This window comes from Blautia sp. HCN-1074 (genome assembly GCF_037890165.1).
In the GTDB taxonomy this organism is placed as follows: domain Bacteria; phylum Bacillota; class Clostridia; order Lachnospirales; family Lachnospiraceae; genus Blautia_A.
Window position 1 is genome coordinate 83215 of the sequence record NZ_JBBKBP010000004.1, and the last position, 12665, is coordinate 95879.

The 12665-nt window shown below is 41.3% G+C and carries 17 protein-coding genes; 3 read left to right on the plus strand and 14 right to left on the minus strand.

Annotated elements, in window-relative coordinates:
• Positions 1-66: 66 nt before the first annotated feature.
• From WKT11_RS05330 to WKT11_RS05340, 3 genes are read right to left on the minus strand one after another with little or no spacing between them, the layout of a single operon-like run.
• A complete protein-coding gene (locus tag WKT11_RS05330) occupies positions 67-378 on the minus strand; it encodes a hypothetical protein (protein WP_147324763.1) in 312 nt (103 codons plus the stop codon).
• A gap of 5 nt (positions 379-383) precedes the next feature.
• Positions 384-935, minus strand: a complete 552-nt coding sequence (locus WKT11_RS05335) for a flavodoxin family protein (RefSeq protein ID WP_117674762.1) — start codon at positions 933-935, stop codon at positions 384-386.
• Complete coding sequence (locus WKT11_RS05340) at positions 932-1774, minus strand: deoxyribonuclease IV (protein ID WP_117674761.1); 843 nt, start codon at positions 1772-1774, stop codon at positions 932-934. The genes WKT11_RS05335 and WKT11_RS05340 overlap by 4 nt, the downstream gene beginning before the upstream one ends.
• A gap of 490 nt (positions 1775-2264) precedes the next feature.
• Here WKT11_RS05340 and WKT11_RS05345 point away from each other — a divergent pair, with 490 nt between their 5' ends.
• Complete coding sequence (locus WKT11_RS05345; RefSeq protein WP_117674760.1) at positions 2265-3590, plus strand: CapA family protein; 1326 nt, start codon at positions 2265-2267, stop codon at positions 3588-3590.
• 94 nt (positions 3591-3684) lie between these two features.
• Here the strand turns inward: WKT11_RS05345 and queA are convergent, their stop codons facing one another.
• The 11 genes from queA to WKT11_RS05400 form a co-directional block, all read right to left on the minus strand.
• The gene (queA, locus tag WKT11_RS05350; RefSeq protein ID WP_117674759.1) at positions 3685-4710 is read right to left on the minus strand and encodes a tRNA preQ1(34) S-adenosylmethionine ribosyltransferase-isomerase QueA; all 1026 of its coding nucleotides are present in this window, start codon (positions 4708-4710) and stop codon (positions 3685-3687) included.
• Positions 4707-5465, minus strand: a complete 759-nt coding sequence (gene trmD / locus WKT11_RS05355; RefSeq protein WP_117674758.1) for a tRNA (guanosine(37)-N1)-methyltransferase TrmD — start codon at positions 5463-5465, stop codon at positions 4707-4709. Before trmD ends, queA begins: the two co-directional genes overlap by 4 nt.
• Positions 5466-5969: a ribosome maturation factor RimM gene (gene rimM, locus WKT11_RS05360; RefSeq protein ID WP_117674757.1), complete on the minus strand. Its 504-nt coding sequence runs from the start codon at positions 5967-5969 to the stop codon at positions 5466-5468.
• A gap of 72 nt (positions 5970-6041) precedes the next feature.
• Positions 6042-6272, minus strand: a complete 231-nt coding sequence (locus tag WKT11_RS05365) for a KH domain-containing protein (RefSeq protein ID WP_008704683.1) — start codon at positions 6270-6272, stop codon at positions 6042-6044.
• A gap of 63 nt (positions 6273-6335) precedes the next feature.
• Positions 6336-6581 (minus strand): 30S ribosomal protein S16, encoded by a 246-nt coding sequence (rpsP, locus tag WKT11_RS05370; RefSeq protein ID WP_117674756.1) that lies wholly within the window; start codon positions 6579-6581, stop codon positions 6336-6338.
• A gap of 151 nt (positions 6582-6732) precedes the next feature.
• Positions 6733-8088, minus strand: coding sequence for a signal recognition particle protein (gene ffh / locus WKT11_RS05375; RefSeq protein WP_117674755.1), 1356 nt, complete (start codon positions 8086-8088; stop codon positions 6733-6735).
• A gap of 3 nt (positions 8089-8091) precedes the next feature.
• Positions 8092-8415: a YlxM family DNA-binding protein gene (ylxM, locus tag WKT11_RS05380; RefSeq protein WP_117674754.1), complete on the minus strand. Its 324-nt coding sequence runs from the start codon at positions 8413-8415 to the stop codon at positions 8092-8094.
• A gap of 216 nt (positions 8416-8631) precedes the next feature.
• Positions 8632-9846: a tyrosine-type recombinase/integrase gene (locus WKT11_RS05385; protein WP_340283065.1), complete on the minus strand. Its 1215-nt coding sequence runs from the start codon at positions 9844-9846 to the stop codon at positions 8632-8634.
• Between the two features lie 375 nt (positions 9847-10221).
• Positions 10222-10518: a hypothetical protein gene (locus WKT11_RS05390; protein WP_118616862.1), complete on the minus strand. Its 297-nt coding sequence runs from the start codon at positions 10516-10518 to the stop codon at positions 10222-10224.
• Positions 10505-10852 carry a hypothetical protein gene (locus tag WKT11_RS05395; protein WP_340283070.1) on the minus strand — a complete coding sequence of 116 codons (348 nt, stop codon included), beginning with the start codon at positions 10850-10852 and terminating at the stop codon, positions 10505-10507. Before WKT11_RS05395 ends, WKT11_RS05390 begins: the two co-directional genes overlap by 14 nt.
• Positions 10853-11081: 229 nt before the next feature.
• Positions 11082-11405 (minus strand): hypothetical protein, encoded by a 324-nt coding sequence (locus tag WKT11_RS05400; protein ID WP_118616863.1) that lies wholly within the window; start codon positions 11403-11405, stop codon positions 11082-11084.
• Positions 11406-11731: 326 nt separating this feature from the next.
• Between WKT11_RS05400 and WKT11_RS05405 the strand changes: the two genes are divergently transcribed.
• Both WKT11_RS05405 and WKT11_RS05410 read left to right on the plus strand, forming a co-directional pair.
• On the plus strand, positions 11732-12457 hold the full coding sequence (locus WKT11_RS05405; protein WP_340283072.1) for a restriction endonuclease: 726 nt from the start codon (positions 11732-11734) through the stop codon (positions 12455-12457).
• Positions 12457-12645: a hypothetical protein gene (locus WKT11_RS05410; RefSeq protein WP_118046005.1), complete on the plus strand. Its 189-nt coding sequence runs from the start codon at positions 12457-12459 to the stop codon at positions 12643-12645. The genes WKT11_RS05405 and WKT11_RS05410 overlap by 1 nt, the downstream gene beginning before the upstream one ends.
• Positions 12646-12665: the final 20 nt, after the last annotated feature.

Below are 12665 nucleotides of genomic sequence, written 5' to 3' on the forward strand. Positions count from 1 at the left end.
TCGGATATTCACAATCCACTTCCGCTGCTTGCTTATTATAAGCGGAAAATGATGTAGTATTCCTGACTATTTTGAAGTTTTTGTTGTATCTGAGGATGCAGCATCTTTTGCTGTATTTTCTGTTGTATTTTCTGTTTTCGCAGCATCTGCTGTCTCTGCGCTATCTGCATTTTCATCCTCAGGTTCGTCAATCTGCTTCATATCTTCATCAGAAGTGTCCGCATCCATTTCATTGAGTTCTTCTTCTGTCAGCGGCTGAAGGTCATCCTGATAGATTTCTTTGTTCGTAATATCATCTTCTGACTTTTTTCCACAACCGGCCAGGCCGATAGATGCAAGAAGCATACCTGTAATTATCATGTATCTAAATTTCTTCATTCTATTCATCCTTTCATCTTTAATTTAACTGCCAGTTCTTTTATCTCCTGTATCATATCATCCCTGTCTCTGACCGGCACTTTATCTGTACGGTTTACATACACCGTTCCCAGACTCTCACAGCTCATCTGGCGAAGCAGCATTTCTGCTGTGCTCTCTGCTTTCTCTCTTGGTCCGATACTTCCTGCAGCCAGAAGAACAGCTCCTGTTTTTTTCTTCGGAACCGGTTCTTCCTTACGGATATATCTGGCGCTGAAATAGGTCTGCAGCCTGCTCATCACTGCAAGAAGCATGCCCGTAACTTCTTCAAAATATACAGGGGAGGCAATAATAATGTGATCACATTCCTCAATATAGGAAAGAATCTCCTGCCACTCATCTTTAACCGCACATCCCGCATGGTCAAAACACCATCTGCAATCTATACACGGACGGATCTGTGCCCTGTATGCATCAACTACTTTGTACTCTCCGCCGAGATTTTCCTGCAATGTCCGAATCATATATGCAGTTTCGCCGTTTTTCCTCGGTGAACCATTAAAAATCAATGTTTTCATCCCTGTTTTTCCTCATATTCTTTCCTGAGAAGTGCAATCTCACGCGCCCACCCCTCATCATCGTTCGGTGTTTCCAGAATAAACGGAACGCCCTTTGTCGCGGGATGATTAATCACACGCACAAGTGCTTCCAGTCCAATCTCGCCTTCCCCGAGTCTGGCATGACGGTCTTTGTGACTGCCAAGACCATTCATACTGTCATTTAAATGAATCGCTTTCAGTCTGTCAAGACCGATAATCTGGTCAAACTCAGTAAATACCCCGTCAAGATCACTGACGATATCATATCCTCCATCCCAGACATGACAGGTATCCAGACAGACGCCCAGTTTCTCTTTCAGTTCCACCTGGTCAATAATCTGGCGCAGTTCCTGAAAGTTTCTTCCTACCTCGCTGCCCTTTCCTGACATTGTCTCAAGAAGAACTGTCGTGCTCTGTTCTTTTGTAAGAACTTCATTCAGGATTTCCGCGATTTTGGCAATTCCTGTTTCTGCCCCCTGGCCTACGTGGCTGCCCGGATGAAAATTGTAATAATTTCCCGGTGTCAGTTCCAGGCGTTTCAGATCATCCGCCATTGTCTCTCTGGCGAACTCTCTCAGATTCTCCTTAGCAGCACAGCAATTCATCACATATGGCGCATGTGCTACCAGCTTGCCGAAATGATTTTCCTGCTCCAACTGTAAAAATGCCTGTACATCTTGCGGATTAATCTCTTTTGCCTTTCCCCCTCTTGGATTTCTTGTAAAAAATGCAAAAGTGTTGCCGCCATTTGCAAGCATCTGTTTTCCCATCGCCAGATATCCTTTGGATGAGCTTGTGTGATTTCCTATATATAACATATCCCATTCCTCTGTCTGTAATATTTATGTAACCTTTTGTCATAGTATTATAACAAAAATGTGGTTTTATGAAAAGACTTATTTGTTGACGATTCTGTGAATTCTCTATATACTTCTTATATAATTTAACCATTCAGTAATCCATTATTCACACAAAATTTTCATATGAATATATCTGTTTTTGTGAAATATAAATTCAGATTCTTATTTCACCTCACAGAGTTTTCCAATGATTTGACCAAATCAAGTAAGTCCCCTGCTTCAATTGCGAAGAGCAATAAGCAGTGGGTGGGGACTTGCTTGTATCAGAAGGGGTACAAGCCCCTTCTGATAAACTGCGAAGCAGTTATTTGGTTATGAGCAAGTAGCGAAAGCGGATTGCGAATATCCGATTGACTTCCTTAACTGTACGGATACTGAATAGACCACTGTTTTTTCATTTTTCAGTAATCTGAATGTCCTTATCACTCATAAGAAAGCGAGAATACATATGAATCCTAAATCTAAAAGACCACAGGGCAAAACCTCGACATCCCGCAGAAAAAATATCTACAGAAAATCAAAATATTATCAGGAAAGACGGCAGAAACTACTGATTGCAGCCGGAATCGGCATTTTTGTTCTGGTTTTTATACTGCTTCTGGCAGGAATCCGCGGATGCAGCAACTATATACATTCACGGAAAACCGCTTCCAAAAATGCTGTATCAATGAATGTCTCTTCGGACAGCAGCAAATCCGCTTCTTCGGCTTCTAATCCTTCTGAATCTGATACAGCGTCAGATTCTACCGTAGATTCGCCTGTATCTCTGACTCTCAGTGTTGTAGGTGACTGTACCCTTGGGACAGATGAGACATTTGATTATGACACCAGTTTAAACGCTTACTATGAAAATTATGGTGCCGATTATTTCCTGCAGAATGTAAAGAGCATTTTCTCTGCAGATGATCTGACGATTGCGAATTTCGAAGGAACACTTACTGACTCAACCGAACGTGAAGATAAAACATTTGCTTTCAAAGCACCTGCCTCTTATGCTTCTATTTTGACAAGTGGTTCTGTTGAAGCGGTAAATACTGCCAATAACCACAGCCATGACTACGGAGATCAGAGTTTCGAAGACACACTCACCGCATTGGATAATGCAGGAATCGTACATTTCGGATATGATGAAACCGCCGTAATGGATATAAAGGGCGTTAAGGTCGGATTAGTCGGCATCTATGAACTGAATGACCACCTTGGCAGAGAACAGCAGTTAAAAGATAATATTGCGAAAGTAAAAGCTGATGGTGCACAGCTAATCGTAGTTATTTTCCACTGGGGAAATGAGACCGAAACCGTCCCGGACAGCAACCAGACCACCCTTGGACGCCTGGCCATTGATGAAGGTGCCGATCTTGTATGCGGACATCACCCTCATGTTCTTCAGGGCATTGAAACCTATAAGGGTAAAAATATCGTGTACAGTCTTGGAAACTTCTGCTTCGGTGGAAACAGTTCTCCAAGCGATATGGACACCATGATCTATCAGCAGACCTTTACCATTGATTCTGACGGCGTCAAAGATGATAATGTGACTAATATTATTCCATGCTCTATTTCTTCCGCAGCGTATGAAGGTTACAATAACTATCAGCCAACTCCTGCCGAGGGCGACGAAGCTACACGAATTTTGAATAAGATCAATGAACGAAGCTCATGGATTTCTACTGCGGAAGGTACTACCTTTACTGCAAAATATAATAGCAGCACAACAGGAAATAATACAGATAGTGCTAATTCTTCTGATAATAACACAGTTGATATGAATTAGACGCCAAAAGCCGGGAAGTCTTTTCAGATTTCTCGGCTTTCTTTATGTATTTCATATTATCCATTATATAATATGAAATATTTTTATGTTGATATTATATTATTATCATTGCATCTCCAAAAGAGAAAAATCTATATCTTTCCTGTACTGCCGTCTCATAGGCACGCATGATATTCTCCTTGCCTGCCAGTGCAGATACCAGCATCAGAAGTGTGGACTCCGGCAGATGGAAATTTGTAATCAGTCCATCAATCATCTTGAATTTATATCCCGGATAAATGAAAATCTCTGTCCAGCCGCTTCCTGATCTCAGGATTCCATCTTCTCCTGTTGCGGATTCCAGAGTTCTGCAGCTCGTGGTTCCTACGGAAATAACACGTTTTCCTGCTTTCTTTGTATCGTTGATCAGCTTCGCCTGATCTTCTTCTACAATATAGAATTCAGAATGCATATGGTGGCTTTCCACATCATCAACCTTTACAGGGCGGAAAGTTCCAAGGCCTACATGGAGAGTCACATGGGCGATATTCACGCCTTTTTCTTTCACCTTTTCCAGCAATTCCTTTGTAAAATGCAATCCTGCGGTCGGTGCTGCTGCGGATCCTTCATTCTTTGCGTAAACAGTCTGATAACGGTTCTTGTCTTTCAGTTTATGAGTAATATATGGTGGCAGAGGCATTTCTCCAAGCTGATCCAGAATCTCCTCAAAGATTCCTTCATAATGGAACTGAATCAGGCGGTTTCCCTCTTCCACAACATCAATGATCTCACCCTTTAAAATTCCATTTCCAAATGTGATCTTCGCTCCCGGACGTGCTTTCTTTCCAGGTTTTACCAGACATTCCCAGATATCGTTTTCTTTTCTCTTCAGAAGCAGGATCTCAATCAGTGCTCCTGTCTCTTCTTTATGTCCGTATAAACGGGCAGGGATTACCTTTGTATCATTGATAACCAGGCAGTCGCCCTCTTCCAGATAATCCAATACATCTGTAAAATGACGGTGTTCAATGCTTCCATCCTGTAAAGACAGATGCATCAGTCTGGATGAACTTCTGTCCTCCAGAGGATCCTGAGCAATCAGTTCCTGAGGAAGATCATAATAAAAATCTGCTGTTTTCATTTTGTCTGCTCCTCTTCTTCCTTCCACTGTTTCCTTAACTGGCGCACATAATTCCATTCTTTATTGGTCAGATCCGCCTTCTTTAAAAGATCCGGGCGTCTCTTTGCCGTACGGTAAACAGACTGCTCCCTGCGCCATTTCTCTATATTTGCATGATGACCGGACATCAGAACCTCCGGCACCTTTTTCCCATGCCATTCTTCCGGGCGGCTGTACTGCGGATATTCCAGAAGATTTCCCGCAAAAGATTCTGTCTCACCGGATTCCTGATTATTCAGCACTCCCGGAACCATTCTGGAAATAGAATCCATCATGACCATAGCCGGAAGTTCCCCGCCTGTAAGCACATAATCTCCGATAGATACATAATCTGTCACGATTTCCTCCAGAACACGTTCGTCGATTCCTTCATAGTGTCCACAGAGGAATACCAGATCTTCCTCCTGCGCCATCTCGCGTGCCATTGCCTGATTAAATACCTGTCCCTGAGGAGTCAGATATACAACCCTCGGCCGCTTTGCTGTGCGTTTGGCAATCGCCTCATATGCGAGATAAACCGGTTCTGCCTGCATCAGCATCCCGGCGCCGCCGCCATAAGTATAGTCATCCACTTTCTGATGTTTATTAAACGCATAATCGCGGATATTCACTGCTTCCAGTGTCAGGAGACCTTTTGTAATGGCACGTCCGGTAATACTCGTGTTCATACCATTTTCAATCATCTCCGGAAACAGGGTCAAAACATGAAAATTCATTTATATTAATCCTTTCATCAGATGAATGGTCATTACATTCTTCTCCACATCCACATCAAGAATACACTCCTTGATCGCTGGAAGAAGAACCTCCGCACCTTTCGTGTCCTCTACTACATAGACATCATTGGCACCAGTCTCCATTACATCTTTCAAAGTTCCGAATTTGCTTCCATCTTCGAGAACAACATCCATTCCGATCAGGTCTGCAATATAATACTCATCATCTTCCAGCTCCTGTGCTTCTTCTCTCGGAACCCAGAGTTCTCTTTTCTTATACATCTCTATATCATTAATATTGTCAATTCCCTTGAATTTCAGAATTACAAGGTTCTTGAAATACTTAACATTCTCAATTTCAAGCTTTCTTTTCTCTCTGCCAGTGTCAAGCAGAACATATTCCAGATCCAGAAATCTGTCTGCATCTGTGGTTGGATATACCTTTACTTCTCCGCGTACTCCGTGTGTCGTAGTGATCACACCAACTTTTAATAAATCTTCCATCTGCTCTCCCATTTTTTCATAATAAACCCAAATCAGGAGCCATGGGATGTTCCACAGCTCCTGACCCTATTTTCATTGCAGAATATCTACAATCACTTTTTTGCTGCTTTTTGAAGAAGCCGCTTTGACTACAGTGCGGATTGCTTTCGCAATTCTTCCCTGACGTCCGATAACCTTACCCATATCAGCAGGTCCGACCTTCAGCTCAACGATAATTGCGTCTTCCTTTTCTGTCTCAGTAACAACCACTTCATCCGGATTTTCAACAAGAGATTTTGCAATTACTTCCACTAATTCTTTCATTACATACCTCCCTGACCCGTCCCCTACGGACGCTGCAGAAATACCTTATCTGGTAAATCTGAATTATTTTTCGATTCCGGCATCTTTGAGGATTTTTGCTACAACATCTGTAGGCTGAGCTCCTGCTGCAAGCCATTTCTTAGCTGCTTCTTCGTTTACTGTTACAGCGCTTGGCTCAAGGTTTGGATCATATGTTCCGATTTCTTCGATACATCTTCCATCACGTTTGCAACGGGAATCTGCAACTACGATTCTATAAAAAGGTGCTTTCTTCTGTCCCATTCTTCTTAATCTGATTTTAACTGCCATTGTTTCATTTCCTCCATTAAATTAAAATATATTGTTTTCTTATGTTTGCAATTACTGCCCGTTTCAGGCAGTAACTTTTTATGTCAAAGCGTTATTCGCTTCGCTAACTTCTCAAATAGCTGCTGTTCACTTCGTGCCCGGCAACCTTAACTTACAGTCCGAACGGAAGTTTGAATCCGCCGCCACGCTTACCGGCTTTACCGCCCATAAGGCCAGGCATCTGTTTCATCATCTTCTTACTCTGTTCAAACTGCTTCACCAGACGGTTTACTTCGGAGACATCAACTCCTGCGCCTCTGGCAATACGGTTCTTTCTGGAAATATTCAGGATTGACGGATTGCTTCTCTCCTGAGGTGTCATAGAAAGGATGATTGACTTGGTTCTGTCCATCGCTTTCTCATCGATCATTCCCTCGATGTCCTTCATCTTGCCGCCCATTCCTGGAAGCATGTTCAGGATACTGCCGATACCGCCCATCTTATTCATCTGTTCCATACTGGTAAGATAATCGTTGAAGTCAAAGTCCATTTTCTTTAACTTCTTCTGCATGTCCTGTGCCTGTTCTTTATCAATAGAAGCTTCCGCTTTCTCGATCAGACTCATGACATCACCCATACCAAGGATTCTGGAAGCCATACGTTCCGGATAGAACTGTTCCAGATCAGAAAGCTTCTCGCCCATACCTACATATAAAATAGGTTTACCGGTTACTGCCTTGATAGAAAGGGCTGCACCACCTCGGGTATCACCATCCATCTTCGTAAGAATGACACCGTCGATTCCTACCTTATCAGCAAATGTGCTAGCCACATTTACCGCATCCTGTCCTGTCATCGCATCTACGATCAGGATTGTTGCATCTACATGAATATTCTCTTTAATATCTGCAAGCTCCTGCATCATATCCTCGTCGACATGAAGACGACCGGCTGTATCGATAAGCACCACATTCTGCTGATTCGCTTTCGCATGCTCGATTGCTGCTTTCGCAATATCCACAGGTTTCTGCTTATCTCCCATGGAAAATACTTCCACGCCCTGTTTCTCACCATTGACCTGCAGCTGTGTGATAGCCGCCGGACGGTAAACATCACAGGCAACCAAGAGAGGTTTCTTACCTTTGGACTTCAGCTTGCCTGCAAGCTTCGCAACTGTGGTGGTCTTACCTGCACCCTGCAGACCTGCCATCATGAACACTGTGATCTCATTTCCCGGACGAAGAGGCAACTCTGTTGTCTCACTTCCCATAAGTTTCACAAGTTCATCATTTACAATCTTGATCACCATCTGGCCCGGATTCAGACCGCTCATAACGTCCTGTCCGATTGCCTGCTCCTGTACAGATTTGGTAAACTGCTTCACAACCTTAAAGTTTACGTCAGCCTCTAACAGGGCCATCTTTACTTCCTTAAGAGCAAGCTTAACGTCCTCCTCTGTCAGGCGGCCCTTGCTTCGCAACTTCTTAAATACATTCTGCAGTTTATCAGTCAAGCTCTCAAATGCCATATGTTATAACTCCTCTAAAATCTCATTGGAAATATTTGCAATTTCATCGGAATGATATTCCTGGGCAAGTACACGGATCTGCTTCACCTGTGCCCGTATATTCAGGAATTTCTCTACAAGATGGAGCTTCTGTTCATATTCCTCAAGGGTCTTATTGCATCTCTTGATCATATCATGCACACCCTGTCTGCTGATGCCCAGATCCTCTGCGACTTCACTCAGCGAATAATCCTCCAGCACCACGCTCTCATAAACCTGCTGCTGTCTCTCTGTCAGAAGTTCTCCATAAAAATCATATAAATAACCTTGCTCTACAAACTTCTCCATCTGTAATCACCTTGACTATCTTAACCTATTTCAGGTACGGTGTCAAGCATTTTCTCTTGACGAACTAAATTTTATCTTGTTTTGTCTTGTGTTATCCTGCGTAAAATCAACACTTCTCTGATTTGCCATCTTTTTTGTCTTACTCCGTCTCGTGTCGTCTTTGTCACAAAATTTGTCACAGAAATTGTCACAAAAAGGCCAGAAAAAAAGGCGCCATTACAGCACCTTTATCGTCTTTATCACCTCTTCCTGTTTTCGCTTTTTCTCCTCTGTCAGATGTGCATAAGTGTCAATTGTCACAGATGTTGATGCATGCCCCAGAATCTCACTGACAGCCTTAACATCAGCTCCGGCAGAATATGCCAATGTAGTATATGTATGTCTTGCCATGTGAGGACAAAAGTTTTCAAGCTTCTCTTCTCCATTTTCCTCTGCTTCTTCGTTGTATGATTCTATGATTCGGTTAATCAGATTTAAGAATCCAGGTTCATTCCAGACACGCCCAACAGAATTTGCAAATACAATGTCTGATACCTGCCTCCTGATGTTTCCGGAATCATCTACAAAAGGAATTGACATCGTAGGACCTGCATTCCTCATTTTTTCTTTCAGAAGCATTTTTCGTACCTCATTATTCATCGGAATCGTTCTGACTGATGTTCTGCTCTTCGGAGAAGCCAACGCCATAGTAAAACCGAAGTCTTTTTTCCGGTAACGGTTGACCGTCTTATCAATGGTAAGCATATTATTTTTAAAATCTACGTTATCCCATGTAAGCCCGGCAAGCTCTCCTATCCTTACTCCTGTATTAAATAAGAAAATAAATTCTGGATAAGCATAAGAATACTGGGGACTTGTCTTTACATAATCCATAAACAGTTTTATCTGATCTGATTCTATTGCTGTACGTTTCTTTGCTCCTGTCTGAGGTATCTGGAGATTTCTGGCCGGATTCTTCAGTATCACATCTTCATCCACTGCACATTCAAATACTGCATTTAAACAGCTTTTTAAATTCGTCATGGTAGAAGTTTTCTTTCCATCCTTAATCATTCCATTGACGATTTTCTGGCAGTCCACCTTTTCAATCTTACAGATTGGCTTCTTGCCTATTGTTTTTCTAATATATGTATTGTAATAGGATTTATAGTTGGTGCAGGTTGTCGCTTTACGCCCGCTCTTGGCAAATGTCTCAAACCAATAATCAAAATACTGATTTAATGTCTCTTTTGCTTTCTTTGTGTTGAACCTTGCCCCTTTATCAATCTTACATAACAAATCATTCTCCTGCTTACGGAGATCTGCCAGACTGGCAGCTGTAATTGTCACACGCTCTCCATCAACCATTTTACGGAACATATATCGCTGATTCTTTTCATCGTAGTATTCACCTACGCGGAGGTTTCTACCTTTAATGTCTTTTCTCGCCATAGTAATACCTTTCTTATATTAAGGCAGGGCAGCAGTCCGCCGCCCCTCTGATTATCCCAACAATCTTAAAACATAAGCATGAATTACTTTCAGCCAGTGAAGATTATTACATTTCTGAATCAGTTTAATAGTTTCTTCTTTGTAATCCATATCAATTTCCCCTGTTCTTTAATACTCTGGCAATGAATCTATAGAAGAATTCAAGCAGACTGTCATCATTTACCTTCTGTAATATCTCAATAGTTTCTTTCTTGTAATCCATATTAGTACCCCCACTGCTTCTTAAATGAGACAATTACGTTATACAAAAATTTCAGAAATTTCTCGCTCTGGATTTCATTCAGAAAATTTTCAATTTCTTTTTTATAATCCATGTTATGCCTCCGCCACTTTCACATTATCTTTAATCCGCTTTACCATCAGATAATTAGCAAGGTTATGTACTCTTTTGAGATCTTCCAGATCATTCATCATTAAAGCATCTATAATCAGCCAGAAACGCTCCTGATCTTCCTCTGATAATTCCATAAAGGCTTCATTGCTGGAACAAGCTATCCGAAAGAGTTCTGCCAGCTCATAGATGTGCTGTAATGATCTTCTATCTTTGTTAGCCTGGACAACGTCCATTATTGCCTTTCTGCAAGGGACCTGAGTTAAATTACACTTCTCCATTGTTTTCTGCCTCCTGTTCCTTTTTAATCTGCTGGTTATAGCATCCTCTAACAAATCCAAAAGCTAAGTCTAATAGTTCTACATCATCCATCCTTAACGCCATACTAATAATGTCTGACTGTCTGGACAGTACTCGAACCTGCTCACGACACACATTCCAACTTTCTTCCCAGTCTTTCGCTTCTTCCTTTGCTTCCTCGAGCTGTTTCTTGAGATCTGCGATAATCTCTGTTGCAAGAGCTGTGCTTACTTCTTCTGTCTCCTGTGCCGGAACACCTATGGCCTGCATCACTTCTGTTTCTTCTGATGTTCTCAATGTTTTTTCTTTACTCATGCTTCATTCTCCTCTCGTTCTAATTCGTGTACATAATCACATACTTTAGCAGATATAAATCCACTCAAAAAAATTACAAGAACGTCCATTACTGATATCATACTTTCGTTCCTTTCTTTTGTTGTCTGAGGGGAATGAGTATGTTATAATACGCACAGCCCCTCAATTTTGATCGTTTGTCGGGCTACTTTGCCTTTATCAGAGTTGCCGCTCTGGTAAGGGCTTTTTATTAAATTGTTTCTACCTGAGACTTTCCAAAGAAACTTGCCTTGTATTCTGCGCCGTCTCCCCTGCTTCCCCAGATAAGAGAACATCCGAATAATGCTGATGCTCCATGCTTTACCTTATAACCAAGCTCTTTCCACTTAGCAAAGGTATTGGTTTCCTCTGTGATTCCTGCTGCATGTTTCGCATCTTCGATTCTCTTTGCATTGATTTCTTCTGCCTTTGCAGATAACCATGCTCTGTGAAGTGCTTCTGCAAAGCTGATATTCTTTGTCTTGCGGTAAACTTTCCATGCTTTCAACATGATCTTTGATAAGTTGTACTTCATGTTCTTATCCCTCCTTTTATCGGAATTCCCAACAGCCCCGGCAGGTCTTAAAGCTATCTAAGGTTTCTCGACCGTCTCATTATCCCCTTACCCTTGCCCGGTGTTATGTAAGTGTCTTTGGTACATCTTACTATCACTTCATTTTCACTCTTCGCTGTTGTTCTGTTCCCTTGAACTGATTATAGTATACTATGTACGTAGTTACCTGTCTATTGACTTTTTTTACAAATATGTACGTAGTTTTTTGTATCTTTTTACTATGTACACAGTTTCATCTTTTTGATATAATTTTGAAGTATTAAAATCAACTATAGGGAGAGAGAGATTTGAAAAAAATCACAACATTTTACATTCACCACAAAGTCACAGCATTTTTTACGGCTTTATGGCTTATTTTTATGGTTTACATTACAATTACTGGTTTTCAGAAAGACAGTTCACATATTATAGCCGGACTTGTTGCTACTTTAGTTATATTTGTTCCTGGTGCCGTAATAATAGCTCTTGTATGCACCATTATTTCTTCTATAGTCAGAACTTTTTCAGGAATCATCAAAACAAATTCTACTGATTCTAATGACGTAGAACCAATTATTCCGTCATATAGCAAAAGTGATTATGCTTCTGAATCCGCTTCTGAACCAGAAGACACTGTTGAATCTTATGTATCACCAGAACCACAAATTCCTGTCTACGATACAATGGAAGGACACGACTTCGAATATTATTGTGCTGAGCTGCTCAAAAATAATGGTTTCTACAATGTTAGTGTTACACAAGGTAGTGGAGATCAGGGAATCGATGTTCTTGCCGAGAAAGGCGGTGTAAAATATGGCATACAGTGCAAATGTTATTCTTCTGATATCGGAAACAAAGCAGTGCAAGAAGCCTTTTCCGGATGTAGATATTATAATTGCCATGTTCCAGTAGTAATGACAAATCGCTATTTCACCAGACAAGCAAAAGATCTTGCCCAGAAAACAAACGTTCTTTTATGGGATAGAGACATTTTAAATAAATACATACAAGTATCTCAAGGAGGAAATCTCTAATGCCTGAAATTTCAACTAAAGCCAAATATGATATCGAATATGCAAAAAATAAACTTAAACGTATTCCTCTTGATGTCCAAAAGGAAAAATACGAAGAAATCAAAGCCGCTGCGACTGCTGCCGGAGAATCCGTAAACGGTTATATCAAAAAAGCAGTTGATCAACGGATGGAACGTGACAACGCATAACTAATATTATTCACGAAAGG

What these genes read in the sequence shown, in the direction of transcription:
- WKT11_RS05335 (WP_117674762.1), bottom strand. Translation starts at nt 935, where the DNA reads ATGAAAACATTGATTTTTAATGGTTCACCGAGGAAAAACGGCGAAACT.
- queA (WP_117674759.1), bottom strand. Translation starts at nt 4,710, where the DNA reads ATGAAAACAGCAGATTTTTATTATGATCTTCCTCAGGAACTGATTGCT.
- trmD (WP_117674758.1), bottom strand. Translation starts at nt 5,465, where the DNA reads ATGAATTTTCATGTTTTGACCCTGTTTCCGGAGATGATTGAAAATGGT.
- WKT11_RS05345 (WP_117674760.1), top strand. Translation starts at nt 2,265, where the DNA reads ATGAATCCTAAATCTAAAAGACCACAGGGCAAAACCTCGACATCCCGC.
- WKT11_RS05390 (WP_118616862.1), bottom strand. Translation starts at nt 10,518, where the DNA reads ATGGAGAAGTGTAATTTAACTCAGGTCCCTTGCAGAAAGGCAATAATG.
- WKT11_RS05395 (WP_340283070.1), bottom strand. Translation starts at nt 10,852, where the DNA reads ATGAGTAAAGAAAAAACATTGAGAACATCAGAAGAAACAGAAGTGATG.
- WKT11_RS05330 (WP_147324763.1), bottom strand. Translation starts at nt 378, where the DNA reads ATGAAGAAATTTAGATACATGATAATTACAGGTATGCTTCTTGCATCT.
- WKT11_RS05385 (WP_340283065.1), bottom strand. Translation starts at nt 9,846, where the DNA reads ATGGCGAGAAAAGACATTAAAGGTAGAAACCTCCGCGTAGGTGAATAC.
- ffh (WP_117674755.1), bottom strand. Translation starts at nt 8,088, where the DNA reads ATGGCATTTGAGAGCTTGACTGATAAACTGCAGAATGTATTTAAGAAG.
- WKT11_RS05365 (WP_008704683.1), bottom strand. Translation starts at nt 6,272, where the DNA reads ATGAAAGAATTAGTGGAAGTAATTGCAAAATCTCTTGTTGAAAATCCG.
- WKT11_RS05410 (WP_118046005.1), top strand. Translation starts at nt 12,457, where the DNA reads ATGCCTGAAATTTCAACTAAAGCCAAATATGATATCGAATATGCAAAA.
- rimM (WP_117674757.1), bottom strand. Translation starts at nt 5,969, where the DNA reads ATGGAAGATTTATTAAAAGTTGGTGTGATCACTACGACACACGGAGTA.
- WKT11_RS05400 (WP_118616863.1), bottom strand. Translation starts at nt 11,405, where the DNA reads ATGAAGTACAACTTATCAAAGATCATGTTGAAAGCATGGAAAGTTTAC.
- ylxM (WP_117674754.1), bottom strand. Translation starts at nt 8,415, where the DNA reads ATGGAGAAGTTTGTAGAGCAAGGTTATTTATATGATTTTTATGGAGAA.
- rpsP (WP_117674756.1), bottom strand. Translation starts at nt 6,581, where the DNA reads ATGGCAGTTAAAATCAGATTAAGAAGAATGGGACAGAAGAAAGCACCT.
- WKT11_RS05340 (WP_117674761.1), bottom strand. Translation starts at nt 1,774, where the DNA reads ATGTTATATATAGGAAATCACACAAGCTCATCCAAAGGATATCTGGCG.